The sequence below is a fragment of the Sphingomonas oryzagri genome (assembly GCF_029906645.1).
GTDB classification, from domain to species: domain Bacteria; phylum Pseudomonadota; class Alphaproteobacteria; order Sphingomonadales; family Sphingomonadaceae; genus Solisphingomonas; species Solisphingomonas oryzagri.
In genome coordinates this window covers 2,773,735-2,787,886 of the sequence record NZ_JARYGZ010000001.1, presented here as the reverse complement: position 1 = coordinate 2,787,886, position 14,152 = coordinate 2,773,735, and the positions used below count along the sequence as shown (strand labels likewise).

Annotated in this window: 12 protein-coding genes; 8 read left to right on the top strand and 4 right to left on the bottom strand. The window is 66.7% G+C overall.

The features are described from left to right. Nucleotides 1-145 precede the first annotated feature (145 nt). The gene (locus tag QGN17_RS13540; protein WP_281044996.1) at nucleotides 146-1,549 is read left to right on the top strand and encodes a sugar porter family MFS transporter; all 1,404 of its coding nucleotides are present in this window, start codon (nucleotides 146-148) and stop codon (nucleotides 1,547-1,549) included. A gap of 76 nt (nucleotides 1,550-1,625) precedes the next feature. Beyond that, complete coding sequence (locus tag QGN17_RS13535) at nucleotides 1,626-2,270, top strand: glutathione S-transferase family protein (protein ID WP_281044995.1); 645 nt, start codon at nucleotides 1,626-1,628, stop codon at nucleotides 2,268-2,270. Here QGN17_RS13535 and QGN17_RS13530 read toward each other — a convergent pair. Continuing rightward, on the bottom strand, nucleotides 2,248-3,690 hold the full coding sequence (locus QGN17_RS13530; protein WP_281044994.1) for an efflux transporter outer membrane subunit: 1,443 nt from the start codon (nucleotides 3,688-3,690) through the stop codon (nucleotides 2,248-2,250). The two genes, QGN17_RS13535 and QGN17_RS13530, sit on opposite strands and share 23 nt — an antisense overlap. Before the next feature lie 205 nt (nucleotides 3,691-3,895). Between QGN17_RS13530 and QGN17_RS13525 the strand changes: the two genes are divergently transcribed. The 3 genes from QGN17_RS13525 to QGN17_RS13515 are packed head-to-tail and all read left to right on the top strand — an operon-like array spanning nucleotide 3,896 to nucleotide 6,788. Beyond that, nucleotides 3,896-4,642, top strand: a complete 747-nt coding sequence (locus QGN17_RS13525) for a polysaccharide deacetylase family protein (RefSeq protein WP_281044993.1) — start codon at nucleotides 3,896-3,898, stop codon at nucleotides 4,640-4,642. An 8-nt stretch (nucleotides 4,643-4,650) separates the two neighbouring features. Beyond that, nucleotides 4,651-5,616, top strand: a complete 966-nt coding sequence (locus QGN17_RS13520) for a hypothetical protein (RefSeq protein ID WP_281045227.1) — start codon at nucleotides 4,651-4,653, stop codon at nucleotides 5,614-5,616. Next, nucleotides 5,613-6,788 carry a glycosyltransferase gene (locus tag QGN17_RS13515; RefSeq protein WP_281044992.1) on the top strand — a complete coding sequence of 392 codons (1,176 nt, stop codon included), beginning with the start codon at nucleotides 5,613-5,615 and terminating at the stop codon, nucleotides 6,786-6,788. The genes QGN17_RS13520 and QGN17_RS13515 overlap by 4 nt, the downstream gene beginning before the upstream one ends. A gap of 151 nt (nucleotides 6,789-6,939) precedes the next feature. Here the strand turns inward: QGN17_RS13515 and QGN17_RS13510 are convergent, their stop codons facing one another. Further along, complete coding sequence (locus QGN17_RS13510) at nucleotides 6,940-8,826, bottom strand: potassium transporter Kup (protein WP_281044991.1); 1,887 nt, start codon at nucleotides 8,824-8,826, stop codon at nucleotides 6,940-6,942. Between the two features lie 242 nt (nucleotides 8,827-9,068). Further along, nucleotides 9,069-10,526: a hypothetical protein gene (locus QGN17_RS13505; RefSeq protein ID WP_281044990.1), complete on the bottom strand. Its 1,458-nt coding sequence runs from the start codon at nucleotides 10,524-10,526 to the stop codon at nucleotides 9,069-9,071. 253 nt (nucleotides 10,527-10,779) lie between these two features. Here QGN17_RS13505 and QGN17_RS13500 point away from each other — a divergent pair, with 253 nt between their 5' ends. From QGN17_RS13500 to QGN17_RS13490, 3 genes are read left to right on the top strand one after another with little or no spacing between them, the layout of a single operon-like run. After that, entirely contained in the window at nucleotides 10,780-12,210 is a 1,431-nt protein-coding gene (locus QGN17_RS13500; protein ID WP_281044989.1) for a sensor histidine kinase, read from the top strand. A gap of 6 nt (nucleotides 12,211-12,216) precedes the next feature. Beyond that, nucleotides 12,217-12,666 carry a response regulator gene (locus QGN17_RS13495; protein WP_022691978.1) on the top strand — a complete coding sequence of 150 codons (450 nt, stop codon included), beginning with the start codon at nucleotides 12,217-12,219 and terminating at the stop codon, nucleotides 12,664-12,666. Nucleotides 12,667-12,674: 8 nt separating this feature from the next. Continuing rightward, nucleotides 12,675-13,706 carry a histidine kinase dimerization/phosphoacceptor domain -containing protein gene (locus QGN17_RS13490; protein ID WP_281044988.1) on the top strand — a complete coding sequence of 344 codons (1,032 nt, stop codon included), beginning with the start codon at nucleotides 12,675-12,677 and terminating at the stop codon, nucleotides 13,704-13,706. Nucleotides 13,707-13,709: 3 nt separating this feature from the next. Here QGN17_RS13490 and QGN17_RS13485 read toward each other — a convergent pair whose 3' ends face one another. Beyond that, entirely contained in the window at nucleotides 13,710-14,132 is a 423-nt protein-coding gene (locus tag QGN17_RS13485) for a GFA family protein (protein WP_281044987.1), read from the bottom strand. Between the last annotated feature and the right edge of the window lie 20 nt (nucleotides 14,133-14,152).

Genomic DNA, 14,152 nt, shown 5'->3' with positions numbered 1-14,152 from the left:
TTGCGCCAGAAGGCAAGGCTTTTCGTGTCGGGGTGCGCCGAAATGGCAGCGCTGCCATAAATGATTTGCGGGTCGGGACGCATCTGTTAGGCATATCGGCACGACAAGGCCGCCAACCGGCCGGCTTATTCTTGCGGGAGGGGACATGCGCCAGAGCGCGACTTCATATGGCGGATTCATCGCGCTGATCAGCGGCGTCGCCACGATCGGCGGCTTCCTGTTCGGCTTCGACAGCGGCGTGATCAACGGCACGGTCGAGGGGCTGCAGCAGGCGTTCCACACCAGCAGCGCGGGCACCGGCTTCAACGTCGCCTCGGTGCTGCTCGGTTCGGCGGTCGGCGCGTTCGCGGCGGGGTCGCTGGCCGACGTCTATGGGCGTCGCTCTATCCTGATCGTCTCGGCGGTGCTGTTCTTCCTGTCGGCGATCGGCGCGGGTGCGGCGACCGGATCGGCGATGTTCGTCGTGGCGCGGCTGATCGGCGGCTTCGCGGTGGGCGCCGCCTCGGTGCTGTCGCCGGCCTATGTCGCCGAGGTGACGCCGGCGGCGACGCGCGGCAAGCTCTCGACGCTGCAGCAGATCATGATCAACGTCGGCCTGCTCGGCTCGTTCATCTCCAACGCCCTGCTCGCGCACTTCGCCGGCAGCGCGACGCACCCGCTATGGGGTGGCCTGGAGGCGTGGCGCTGGATGTTCTGGATGCAGACGATCCCCTCGGCGATCTTCTTCTTCGCGCTGCTCACCATTCCGGAAAGCCCGCGCTACCTCGTCGCGCGTGGCCGCGCGCAAGAGGCTCATGGCGTCCTCGACAAGATCATGACCGACGCCGAGGCGAAGCAGAAGATCGGCGAGATCGAGGCCTCGCTCAACCGCGACCACAAGCCGAGCCTCGCCGACCTGAAGAATCCGGCGACCGGCAAGGTGCGCAAGGTGGTGTGGGCCGGTATCGGCATCGCCGGCTTCCAGCAGCTCGTCGGCATCAACGTGATCTTCTACTACGGATCGGTGCTGTGGCAGTCGATCGGCTATACCGAGGCGGCGTCGCTGGGCTTCAACATCCTGACCGGCGTGCTGGCGGTGATCTCCTGCCTGATCTCGTCGAACCTCGTCGATCGGGTGGGGCGCAAGCCCCTGCTGCTCATCGGATCCGCGGGCATGGCGGTGATGCTGATCGTCGTCGCGATCGCGCTCTCCACCGGCACGACCGGCGCCGACGGCAAGCTCGCGCTCGCTTACACGCCCGGCATGATCGCGGTGGTGAGCGTCTATATCTACTCGATCTTCTTCAACCTGAGCTGGGGCCCTGTCGTCTGGGTGATGCTGGGCGAGATGTTCCCCAACCAGGTGCGCGGATCGGGCCTCGCGGTGTCGGGCCTGTCGCAGTGGGTCTGCAACTTCGCCATCACCATGACCTTCCCGATCCTGCTCGGCTCGATCGGGCTGGTCGGCGCCTATGCGGTCTACGCCTTCTTCGCGCTCGTCTCGATCCCGTTCGTGGCGAAGCTGGTCAGCGAGACCAAGGGCGTCGAGCTGGAGGCGATGCAGGGGTAACGCGCGCCCGTTCGGGCTTCGACAAGCTCAGCCAGAACGGAGTAGGATGGGCATGTCATAGCCGAGGAGAGGCCCCATGCTCGTCCTGCACACCTGGACCACGCCCAACGGCAGGAAGGTGCCGATCCTGCTGGAGGAGCTGGGTCTCTCCTATGAGATCCACTTCGTCGATATCGGCAGGGACGAGCAGTTCCAGAAGGACTTCCTCGGGGTCTCGCCCAACGGGAAGATCCCCGCGCTGGTCGATCACGGCGCGGAGGACGGGCCGCTCTCCATCTTCGAGAGCGGCGCGATCCTCACCTATCTGGCGGACAAGTATCATGGCTTCCTCGCGCCGTCGGGCCATGCCCGGTGGAAGGCGCAGGAATGGCTCTGGTGGCAGGTCGCCAGCCTCGGCCCGATGCTGGGGCAGCTCGGCTTCTTCGCGGTGCGGTCGAAGGAGAAGGCGCCGCTCGCGATTGATCGCTTTACGCAGGAGTGCGGCCGCCTGCTCGGCGTGATGGAGGGGCGGCTGGCGAAATGCCCCTATCTCGGCGGCGAGGAGTATTCGATCGCCGACATCGCCTGCTATCCGTGGATGGTCGGCGCGACGACGATGCTGAAGGACGCGCTAGGCAGGCACCTCGACGGAAAGCCGGCGATCGATCGCTGGATGGCCGCTCTCGCCGGCCGCCCCGCCGTGCAGCGGGGCATGGCGATCAAGCCGCCGGTGGGGCTGTAGTCGCCTCGGTCAGCCCGCCGCCGAGCGTCGAATAGAGCGTGACGAGGTTGGTCTCGCGCTGCAGCCGGCTGGTGACGAGATTCTGCTGCGCGGCATAGAGCGTGCGCTGCGCGTCCAGCGTGGTGAGGAAGCTGTCGATGCCGCTCTTGTAGCGTGCGAGCGAAAGCGTCGCCGCCTTGTTCGCCGCGTCCACCTTGTCCGATCGTGCGCCGATCTGCTCCCCGATCGTGCCGCGCGTGGCGAGCGCATCGGAGACTTCGCGGAAGGCGGTCTGTACCGCTTTCTCATAGGTGGCGATCGCCGCCTGCTTCTCCGCCTGCGCGTAGCGCAGGTTGGCGAGGTTCTTGCCGAAATCGAACACGGTCTGCGTCGCCGATCCGCTCGCGCTCCAGGTCCACGCCCCACCGGTGAACAGGCCCGACAGCGCGGTAGACGCGGTGCCGGCGGCGGCGGTGAGCGATATGGTCGGGAAGAAGGCCGCGCGCGCCGCGCCGATGTTGGCGTTCTGGCCCTTCAGCTGGTCCTCCGCCTGCAGCACGTCGGGGCGCTTGAGCAGCACGGTCGAATCGAGCCCGGCGGGCAGCTCCGCCATGGTGAAGTCGCCCGTGCCGATGCCGGTAGGCAGCAGATCGGCGGTGACGGTGGTGCCGACCAGCAGGTTCAGCGCATTCTGGTCCTGCGCGATCTGGGTGGTGAGCTGCGCCACGTCGTAGCGCGCATCCTGCAGGTTGGTGTCGGCCTGCTGCACGTCCAGCTCGGAGGCGATGCCCTTGTCGAACTGCGCCTTGGTGATGTCGACCGTCTGCTGGTAGGCGGCGAGCGTCTGCCTGGACAGCGCGAGCTGATCCTGGTCCGATCCCATCGTCAGCCAGGCGGTGGCGATCTCGGAGATCAGGCTGATGCGCGTTGCATCGGCGCCGGCCTGCGTCGCGAAATATTGTTCCTGTGCGGCCTTGGTGAGATTGCGCACGCGCCCGAACAGGTCCAGCTCGAAGGCGGATATGCCGAGGTCGGCCGAATAGCTGTGGCGCGTACCGCTGCCGCCCGCCGTGCCGTTGCCGGAGGAGGCGACGGTCGTGCCGTGGTTTACGCTGGCGCTGCCTTCGGCGCTCACGGTCGGCAGCAGGTCGGCGCGCTGGGCGCGATATTGCGCGCGCGCCGCGAGGATGTTGGCGGCGGCCACGCGCAGGTCGCGATTGTTGGCGAGGCCGAGCGCGATCACCTGCCGCAATGTCTCGTCGGTGAAGAAATCCTTCCAGCCGATCGCGGCGACATCCTGCGTGCCGCTGGCTGCCGGATAGGCCGGCCCCTGGGGGAAGCTGGACGGCGCGGCGAGCGCGGGACGCTGATAGCGCGGCGCGAGATCGCAGCCGGCAAGCAGGGTGGTGATCAGGATGATGGGGGCGAGGCGACGGTGCAAGGGCTGATTCCGGTAATGCTGATCCCCTTGACGACTGCTCAACACCAGGCTGCGGAGATTGGCAAGCGGTGACGTCACCAAATCGTCCGTCCAACGCATTACGGATGCTTCATTGGGATGTCGTGGCGGAGAATGGTAACCGCAACGACGAATGCACTGCCGGGGGGCGGTCCGGAATCGGATGTTGAATCAAGCGTCGCTGTCCATGGCTGAAAGTCGCACGGATCGCCGTCTGCTGGCGTCGATTCACGACGTGGGTCCCCGTTTCGAGGCCGAGGTCGATCACCTCGCCGATCGGCTATCCCGCCATCTGGGCGGCCCGCGTTTCGCCATGCTGGTGGTCCCCGATCATTGGGGCCAGGCGCCGCTGGTGGGTGCCCGTGCCTTTCAGGCGAAGCTGCGGAATTGGGCGGCGAGCGGCGTCGAGATGTTCGTGCATGGCTGGACCCACCGCGACGACAATCCCGCCAAGGGCTTCAAGGCGAAGCACATGACGGCGGGCGAGGGCGAATTCTCCGCGCTGCCCGAGGTCGAGGCGCTGCGCCGCATGACCGAGGCCCGCGCGCTGATCGAGGACATCATCGGCCGGCCGGTCACCGGCTTCATCGCCCCCGCCTGGCTCTACAGCAAAGGTGCGAAGGCGGCGCTGAACGCTGCGGGCTTCGCGATGGCGGAGGATCACATGCGCGTCTGGCGGCCCGCCGACGGCTCCGTGCTGGCGCGCGGACCGGTGGTGACCTGGGCGAGCCGCAGCAAGTCCCGCATCCGGTCGTCGCTGGCGTTCGCGGCACTGGCGCGCACCGCGCTGCGCCCGCTGGAGACGCTGCGGATCGCCGTCCATCCGGGCGACACGACGGTGTCGGCGCTGCTCGACAGCATCGACGCGAGCGTCATCGCGGCGACCCGCGATCGTTCTATCGGCCGCTATGCCGATCTGATGAAGAGGAACTGAGCTTGGAGATGCGACCCGATCGGCTGATGCGGGACGGAGAGCCGGTGCGGCTCGACGACTGGATCGACGAGGACGGCCCCACGCCGGGTCTGGAGGCGCTGGCCACCCATGCGCCCAAATGGCGGCAGTGGCTGGGGCCGGTGCTGTCCTTCGCGATCGTCGGCGCGGTGCTGTTTAAGATCGGCGGCATCGATTTCGCACACATCGCCGGAATGCTGCCGGCCAACCCGCTTTTCTGGATGGCTTTCGCGGCGGCCTACATGGCGCAGCCGGTCACCGAATGGCTGATCTTCCGTCGCCTGTGGAGCCTGCCCGGCACCGCGATCCTGCCGCTGATGCGCAAGCAGGTGGGGAACGAAATCCTCCTCGGCTATATCGGCGAGGTCTATTTCTACGGCTGGGCGCGGCGCCACGCCGATCTGGTGGCGGCGCCGTTCGGGGCGATCAAGGATGTCACCATCCTGTCCGCGATGCTCGGCAACCTGACGACGGTGGCGGCGCTGGTGATCGGCTGGCCGCTGCTCGCCGAACTTCCGCAGGGTCTGCACGTGCAGGCGCTCAGCGGATCGATCGGCGTGGTGGTGGTCACCTCGCTGGTGGTGATGCTGTTCCGGCACAAGCTGTTCAGCCTTCCGCGCCGGGAATTGTGGTTCGTCTCGGCCATGCACCTCGTCCGCATCCTGGGCTTCACCGTGCTGTCGGCGGCGATGTGGCACCTGCTGGTGCCGTCGGTGGCGCTGAGTTCGTGGGTGATGCTGGCGACGTTGCGCCTGCTGGTCAGCCGCCTTCCGCTGATCCCGAACAAGGAACTGGTGTTCGCCGGCCTCGCGCTGTTCCTGATCGGGCGCAACGCCTCGGCGGCGGACGCGATGGCGCTGATGGCCGGCCTGTTCCTGGTGACGCACCTGATCGTCGGCGTGGCGCTGGGCGTGGGCGAACTGGTCGGAACCGCCCGCAAGGCGGCCACTGCGTGAGAATCGTCGACGTCTGCGCCTTCTACGCCCCGCGCGGCGGCGGGGTGAAGACGTATGTCGATCGCAAGCTGGCGGCCGGCGCCGCACATGGCCATGAGATCATCGTGGTCGCGCCCGGCGAGGACTATCGTACCGAAATGCGGGGCGAGGGCGCGCGGATCGAATGGGTGCCGGGGCCGAAGATGCCCTTCGACCGCAATTACCGCTATTTCGCCGATCAGGAGACGATCCACGCCGCGCTCGACCGGTTGAGGCCCGATTTCGTGGAGGCGTCGTCGCCCTGGCGCGCGGCGGAGGCGGTGGCGAGCTGGCGCGGTTCGGCACCGCGCGCGCTGTTCATGCACGCCGATCCGCTGGCGGCCTACGCCTATCGCTGGTTCGGCCCCGTCGCCAGCCGCGAGGCAATCGACCGGGGGTTCGACTGGTTCTGGCGCCACCTGCGCCGGCTCGATGCGCGCTACGATCTGGTCGTCAGCCCCAGCCGCAGCCTGGCCGATCGGCTGGCGGAAGGCGGGTTGCGGCAGGTCGTCACCAATCCGCTCGGCATCGCGTCCGGCGAATTCGCCCCCGCGCATCGCGACGAGGGGCTGCGTGCCGAGCTGCTCCGCCGCTGCAATCTGGGGCCGGAGGCGGCGTTGCTGATCGGCCTCGGACGCCATGCGCCGGAGAAGCGCTGGCCGATGGTGGTCGACGCCTGCATGGCGGCCGGCGTCGAGCGGCCGGTCGGGCTGGTGCTGGTCGGCGGTGGCCGGGACAAGGCGAAAGTGGTGCGCCATGTCGGTGGCAACCCGCATGTGCTGCTGCTCGCTCCCGTGACCGATCGTCCGGCGCTCGCGCGCTTGCTGGCGAGTGGCGACGCGTTGATCCATGGCTGCGAGGCCGAAACCTTCTGCCTCGTCGCGGCGGAAGCGCGGGCATCGGGTCTGCCGCTGATCGCTCCCGATCTCGGTGGGGCGGCGGATCAGGCGCGCGACAGCGGCGGCGAAGTCTATCGCGCTGCCGATGCTGCGAGCGCCGCGCAGGCCGTCGTGCGACTGATCGATCGCGGCGTCGCGCTTCTGGGCGCGGAGGCGCGGGCGCGGGCGGGCGGCACGCGACGGCTGGACGCACACTTCGCCGAGCTGTTCGCCGGCTACGAGGCGGTTGCGGGACGCGCGAGAGTGGCGGCCTGACCCATCCTCCCCAAGCTTATCTTGGGGAGGGGGACCATCCGAAGGATGGTGGAGGGGCCGACGGCGAAGCCGGCGGTGTGCCACCGCCGCCCCTCCACCACTCGCTGTGCGAGCGGTCCCCCTCCCCGAGCAAGCTCGGAGAGGATGAAGGTCAGATCTCGAGCTGGCTACCCAGTTCGACCACGCGGTTGGTCGGCAGCTTGAAGAATTCCATCGCGCTTTCGGCGTTGCGCATCATCCAGGCGAACAGCTTCTCGCGCCAGATCGCCATGCCCGGCTTGTCGGACGCGACGAGCGTCTGGCGGCCGAGGAAGAAGCTGGTCTCCATCAGCTTGAACGGCGGGCCACATTCGCGGGCCATCGCCATGGCGGCCGGTACGTCGACTTCCTGCATGAAGCCGTATTTCAGAATGATGCGGTAGAAATCCGGCCCCAGCTCGGTGAACTCCACCCGATCGGCATCGTCGACATGCGGGCGACCCATCACCTTCACGGTCAGGATCACGATCCGCTCGTGCAGCACCTTGTTGTGTTTCAGGTTGTGGAGCAGCGCGGGCGGGGCACCCTCGGGCGAGGCCGAGAGGAACACCGCCGTGCCGGGCACGCGCCGCACCGACTTGGCCGCCGTCTTGATGAACAGCTCGAGCGGCATCGCGCTCTGGAACAGGTGCTCGCGCAACAGGCGGCGGCCGTTGGCCCAGGTGGTCAGCACCGTGAACGCGCAGGCGCCGACCAGCAGCGGAAACCAGCCGCCGTCCGGAATCTTCGTCACGTTCGACGCGAAATAGGCGCCGTCGACGATCAGGAAGGCGCCGATCATCAGGCCGGCAGCCCAGCGGTTCCACTTCCACACCGTGAAGACAAGGATGCCGACCATCAGGCTGGTGATCACCATCGTGCCGGTCACCGCGATGCCATAGGCTGAGGCGAGGTTGCCCGAAGAACGGAAGGTCAGCACCAGCATCAGCACGAAGATCAGCAGCAGCCAGTTGACCAGCGGCACGTAGATCTGCCCCGCCGCCGAGGCGGAGGTGTGGGTGATGCGCAGGCGCGGCAGGAAGCCGAGCTGGATCGCCTGCTGGGTCACCGAATAGGCGCCGGAGATCACCGCTTGGCTCGCGATCACCGTGGCGATCGTGGCGAGGCCGACCAGCGGCAGCTGCGCCCAGTCCGGCGCGAGGCGGAAGAAGGGATTGTCGATCGCCTTTGGATCGTCGAGCAGCAGCGCCGATTGCCCCAGATAGTTGAGCAGCAGGCAGGGGAAGGCGACGTACAGCCACGCCACGCTGATCGACTTGCGGCCGAAATGGCCCATGTCGGCGTAGAGCGCTTCGGCGCCCGTCACCGCCAGCACCACCGAACCGAGCGCCAGGAACGCGAGCTTCGGATCGAGCAGGAAGAAGTTCAGCGCCCAATACGGGTTGATCGCCGCGAGGATCGAGGGATCGCGCACGATGCCGCTCAGCCCCATCAGACCGATGACGAGGAAATAGAAGAGCATCACCGGCCCGAAGATGACGCCGACCTTGGCGGTGCCGTAGGACTGGATGAAGAACAGGCCGATGAGGATCAGGATCGAGATCGGGATCACCCATTGCTCGAAACCGTTGCCGACGATTTCCAGCCCCTCCACCGCTGACAGCACCGAGATGGCGGGCGTGATGATCGCGTCGCCGTAGAAGAGCGCGGTCGCCAGCACGCCGAGCAGGACGATGCCGCGCGTCCATTTCACCTTGCCCGATCGCACGATCAGCGCCAGCAGCGCGAGGCTGCCGCCTTCGCCGTCATTGTCGGCGCGCATGGTGACGAGGACGTACTTGATCGTGACGACCAGCGTCATCGTCCAGAAGATCAGGCTCAGCACGCCGAAGATATGCGGTCGGTCGATCAGCAGCGGATGCGGGCCGGCGAAGCTCTCCTTCAGCGAATAGAGCGGCGAGGTGCCGATGTCGCCGAACACCACGCCGATCGCGCCGAGCGCCAGCGGCAGGGTCTTGCCCGAGCCGTGCTCGGAGGAGGAATGGGCGGTATCGGTCATGAGGTTCCGTCGGCGGTGAACGCGCAAGCGTGGCTATGGGGCCTGTCCATATCGAAATCCACGGACGCGCGTTAGCTTCACGGTGGCGTTTCGCCGATCCGCATTAAATCCGCATAAAGTCGGCGACGAGGGCTGAACATGGCGCGGGCAAAAAGAAAGCCCGCCGCACGGGATCGTGCGACGGGCCGGAGGGGGGAGTGCGCCCGGCCGAAGGGGCCGGCCGGGCGATGACTTCGGGGGACTTAGAAGCGCAGCTGGCCGAACAGGCCGATCTCGCTGTTGGTGGCGCGGCCACCGATCGGGATCGCGACGCTCGGCGCATTCTGGTTGCCGAGGCTGGCGGCGACCAGGTCGCCATTGTTGCCGACCTCACGCTTGTAGACGAGGGCCAGATCGACGATCTTGACCGGCTCCCACTGAATGCCAGCGTTGAAATAATGCTGCTTGAAGTCGTCGTTGGTGATCTTGTTCGGCTTCACCCAGTCGTAGCGACCGAAGACGCTCCAGGTCTTGGCGAAGTTCACGTTGCCGAACACGGACCAGCCATCGGCCTTGTCGGTCGCGACGGTGTTGGTGTTGTTCCAGTTCTTGGCGTGGAAATATTCGCCGCCGATGCCGAACAGCTTGCTCTTGTACCCGACCAGCGCGTCGAGGCGGGTGGCGGTGCGGATGTCGCGCGTGCCGGTCGGCAGCGTGATCACGGCGCCTTCGGTGTCATTGCCGCGCTTGCCGCTATAGCCGCCGGCGGCCGCGTAGAAGCCCTTGTAAGAGGTCGAGACGCGGCCTTCGAAGTCGACCGACTTGGTCACCTTCACGTTGCGATAGCCGCCACCGTCGATGACCGAGAACTGGTAGCTCAGCAGGCCGCCGGCGAGATCGCCGAGGACGTGGACACCCCAATCGGCCGACGTGCCGAAGTTGGTGCGGTCGATCAGGACGTTTTCGATGTGGCGATAGCCGTACTGGTTCTCGACATAGGGAACCCAGGGCAGATCGGCCGCGCCGAGGCGGATGATGAAGGCCGGGTTCAGCTTCGCCTGCAGGTAGGCCTTCTTCACGTAGAAGCCGCGGCCGACCAGTGCGGTCGAGTTCGCCGGAGCGGTCGCCGAGTTGGCGTTGAAATTGTAGTTCGAGGTCGAGCCGACGACGTTCGAGATGTCCATCGTCAGGTTCGCCGCGAAGATCGGGCTGAACGTGTGATCGATGCCGAGGTAGAAGCGCTTGATGTCGAAGCCGGTGCCATTGCCGGCGGTGCCGCCGGTGGTCTTCACGCCGTTGACCTTCTGGGTCATGGTCGAGGCGTTGAAATACATGCGGCCCGAAATGACGGTGTCGTTCGCCCAGGCGTTCTTGGGCTTCGGCATCGCGGCGAGCTGGGTCTTCACCTCACCCGGAACGGCGGCCTGCGCGGTCGCAACCTGCGCCTGAGCCTGGGTCGCGGTCGCCTGCGCGGCGGCGGCGGTGTTCTGCGCATTGTTGATCGCGGCGGTGGCCTGCGCCGAATTCTGCTCCTGCGCATCGAGACGCGCGGTCAGCGCCTCGACCTGCGCCTTGAGCGCTTCGATCTCGGCGTTCTGGGAGTTGCTGCGCGCAACGGCCTTGTGCGCCTTGTGCTTCACCGGCTTGGCGAGCGCCGGGCCGGCCGCAATCATGGCGATACCCACGCTCGCACCCGCGAGCAGGTTGAATTTGCTGGTCATGAAAAGCCCCTTTCGAGAGCCCGCCGCTCGCGGGCCTTCGAGGGAGCCGGTAGTCTCGCACCGTGACTCGTCCGTGATGGAAATGTTACGGTTCGGTGACGACCGTCACATATGTGCAGGGATGCAACAGGTCATCCTGATCGAGATCAATTGCTTTTGCCGGGGGTGTTGATAACGGCTGTGCGTGGCACGTGGCTGGACGATCCCGCTTCTGCGCTCGGAGCGCTCGGTCAGCCGGTTCGTCCTGGCGTGCATGGCCTTGGCGTTCGTCGCGCTGATCGGATCGGCGGGCACTGCCGGCTGGTTCGTCATGCGCGCGCAGGAACATGCCACCTGGGTGGAACACACCTATGAGGTGGAGCGCCGGGTCTCCACGCTGCGGGTGCTGATCGAGCGGCTGGAGGTGGCGCGGCGCGGCTATCTGCTGACGCGCAATCCGCAGACCAAGCGCACCTTCATCGCGACGGTGAAGGGCGAGGCGCCGTTGATCGCCGAGATCAAGCGACTGACCGTCGACAATCCGGTCGAGCGGCAGAATATCGCTGACATCGAGCAGCTGACCATCACCCATCTGGGGCTGCTGTCGCGATCGATGATGCTGGCGGATCGCGATCCGGCGCTGGCCATCGCCATCTTCAATCACGACCAGAGCCTCGGGATCACGCGCCAGCTCCGCGAGACCACGGCGGCGATGCTCGACGAGGAAAATCGCCTGCTCGAGCCTCGCATCGAGGCCCAGCGCGAGGCGGTGCGCATCCTGTTCTACGCGCTGGCCTTCGCGGGCGCGCTGGCGGTGGCGACGGCGATCTTCTCGATCCTCGTGCTGCGTCGCTACACCACCAACCTCGTCCAGACGCGCGAGGCGGTCGAGAAGCTCAACGACGAGCTGGAGGATCGCGTCGAGGAGCGCACGCGCGATCTGTCCCGCGCGAACGAGGAAATCCAGCGCTTCGCCTATATCGTCAGCCACGATCTGCGCTCGCCGCTGGTCAACGTGATGGGCTTCACCGGCGAACTGGAGGCGGCCGCCAAGCCGCTCGCCGCGCTGATCGACAAGGTCGAGGCGGAGGCGCCGCAACTGCTCGACCAGGATGCCGCTCTCGCCGCGCGCGAGGATCTGCCCGAATCGATCGGCTTCATCCGCACCTCCACGCAGAAGATGGACCGCCTGATCAACGCGATCCTGCGCCTGTCGCGGGAGGGCAAGCGCGTGCTGACGCCCGAGCGGCTGGACCTGACGCAGCTGGCCGACGCGATCGTCGCCTCGTTGCAGCACCGGCTCGACGAGATCGGCGCGACCATCACCGTGCAGCGCGGGATGCCGACCGTGGTTGTCGATCGCTTGGCGGCCGAGCAGATGCTGTCCAACCTCGTCGAGAATGCGGTCAAGTATCTGAAGCCCGGCGTCCCCGGCCGCATCACCGTCTCGGCGACGGTCGATCGCGGCAAGGTCGATATCGCCATCGCCGACAATGGTCGCGGCATCGATCCGCGCGATCATGACCGCATCTTCGATCTGTTCCGCCGATCCGGCCAGCAGGACCAGCCGGGCGAGGGAATAGGCCTCGCGCATGTCCGTGCGCTGGCGTACAGGCTCGGTGGTTTCGTCGATTGCAAGTCCGCGCTCGGGGAGGGCGCGACCTTCACGCTCAGCCTCCCCGTGCAACCCGTCATCCAAGGATAAGCCTCCATGAACGCCCACCAGCCCGTCACCATCGTGATGATCGAGGACGATGAGGGCCATGCCCGCCTGATCGAGAAGAATATCCGCCGCGCGGGCATCTCGAACGACATCAAGCATTTCACCGACGGCACGTCGGCGCTGGCGCATCTCTACGAGGCGCCCGACGGCCCGGCGCTCAACGGCCCGGCGCTGATCCTGCTCGATCTCAACCTGCCGGACATGTCGGGGACGGACATCCTGCAGAAGATCAAGGCCGACGGTAACCCGCTCAAGCGTACCCCGGTGATCGTGCTGACCACCACCGACGACAAGGTCGAGATCCAGCGCTGCTACGATCTCGGCGCCAACGTCTACATCACCAAGCCGGTGGACTACGAGAATTTCGCCACCGCGATCCGGCAGCTCGGCCTGTTCCTGGCGGTCATTCAGGTTCCCGACATCGAGCCGGAGGCCTGACGCCCCGCATGGAAGGCGCCCGCGTCCTCTATATCGACGACGATGCTGGCCTGTGCCGGCTGGCGTCGCGCGCGTTCGAGCGGATGGGCTGCACGGTCGATACCGCGCAGAGCGGTGCCGAGGGCGTGGCCAAGGCCGCCCTCGGCGGGTTCGATCTGATCGCGGTCGATCATTTCATGCCGGAGCAGGACGGGCTGGAGACGCTCGCCCAGATCCGCGCACTGCCGAGCCCCCCGCCGGTGGTCTATGTCACCGGATCGGAGGACAGCCGCATCGCCGTTGCCGCGCTCAAGGCGGGTGCGGCGGACTATGTGATCAAGTCGATCGGCGAGGATTTCTTCTCGCTGCTCGGCTCCGCCTTCCAGCAGGCGCGCGCCAAGCAGCGGCTGGAAGTGGCCAAGGCCCAGGCCGAGGAAGAGCTGCGCCACTCCAACGCGAGGCTGGAAACCTTGCTCAAGGAGGTGAACCACCGCGTCGCCAACTCGCTGCAGCTGGTTTCCGCCTTCGTTCACATGCAGTCTGCGGCGCTGCCCGACGATGCGGCGAAGAGCGCGCTGCAGGATGTCCAGCGCCGCATCCAGGCGATCGCGCAGGTTCATCGCCGGCTCTATACCGGGGATGGCGTCGATACGGTGGCGATGGACGACTATCTCGCCGCTCTGGTCGCCGAGCTGCAGGAAACGTGGTCCACCCCGGCCGCGCCGCGTGTGCTGACGCTGGCGAGCGAGCCGATCCGCATGAAGACCGATCGCGCCGTATCGCTGGGCGTGATCGTCAACGAGCTGGTCTCCAACGCCTGCAAATACGCCTATCCGGCCAACGGGGCCGGTGAGGTTCGTATCGCGCTCACCCGCGACGGCGAGGATCGTTTCCTCCTCAAGGTGGAGGATGACGGCTGCGGCATCGAGGCGGATGCCAAGCCCAAGGGCACCGGCCTCGGCACCAAAGTGATCCGCGCGATGGCGAAGAGCCTGCAGGCCCAGCTCACCTACGACGTCGCGCATCACGGCGTTCGCGCCGTTCTCTCGGCGGCTTGCTGAACCCTATTCGGGTACGCTTTCGCCTGAACCGCCGAGTTCCGCTGGAAAGTCCTTCAGCTTCGGCAGGCCATCTTTCATGGGCAGGACCGTCTCGGCATAGTTGACGTGCACCGCCGGCTGGAAAGCGAGGCCAGGGATGGTTGCCGAGAACACGTCGATCAGGGCGATCGGCGGATGACGCGTCATCAGGTGCCCACCGCATTTCGCGCAATATTGGCGGTGGCTGAGTTCGCCCTTGGCGAAGGTCGCGACATGCTCCGCTCCGCCGGTCACCGTCACCGCATCGGGCGTCCACAGGCTGAAGGCGTTGACCGGCCCGCCCGACCAGCTGCGGCAGGATCGGCAATGGCAATAGCCCATCGCCTCCGGCTCGCCCGACACTTCGATCGTCACGGCGCCGCAGAAGCAGCTGCCCGTATAGGTCATGTGCGCCTCCCTCTCTCCGC

Coding starts and splice junctions, on each gene's coding strand:
- QGN17_RS13485 (WP_281044987.1), bottom strand. CDS start 14,132: ATGACCTATACGGGCAGCTGCTTCTGCGGCGCCGTGACGATCGAAGTG.
- QGN17_RS13510 (WP_281044991.1), bottom strand. CDS start 8,826: ATGACCGATACCGCCCATTCCTCCTCCGAGCACGGCTCGGGCAAGACC.
- QGN17_RS13540 (WP_281044996.1), top strand. CDS start 146: ATGCGCCAGAGCGCGACTTCATATGGCGGATTCATCGCGCTGATCAGC.
- QGN17_RS13525 (WP_281044993.1), top strand. CDS start 3,896: ATGGCTGAAAGTCGCACGGATCGCCGTCTGCTGGCGTCGATTCACGAC.
- QGN17_RS13500 (WP_281044989.1), top strand. CDS start 10,780: ATGGCCTTGGCGTTCGTCGCGCTGATCGGATCGGCGGGCACTGCCGGC.
- QGN17_RS13490 (WP_281044988.1), top strand. CDS start 12,675: ATGGAAGGCGCCCGCGTCCTCTATATCGACGACGATGCTGGCCTGTGC.
- QGN17_RS13520 (WP_281045227.1), top strand. CDS start 4,651: ATGCGACCCGATCGGCTGATGCGGGACGGAGAGCCGGTGCGGCTCGAC.
- QGN17_RS13495 (WP_022691978.1), top strand. CDS start 12,217: ATGAACGCCCACCAGCCCGTCACCATCGTGATGATCGAGGACGATGAG.
- QGN17_RS13505 (WP_281044990.1), bottom strand. CDS start 10,526: ATGACCAGCAAATTCAACCTGCTCGCGGGTGCGAGCGTGGGTATCGCC.
- QGN17_RS13535 (WP_281044995.1), top strand. CDS start 1,626: ATGCTCGTCCTGCACACCTGGACCACGCCCAACGGCAGGAAGGTGCCG.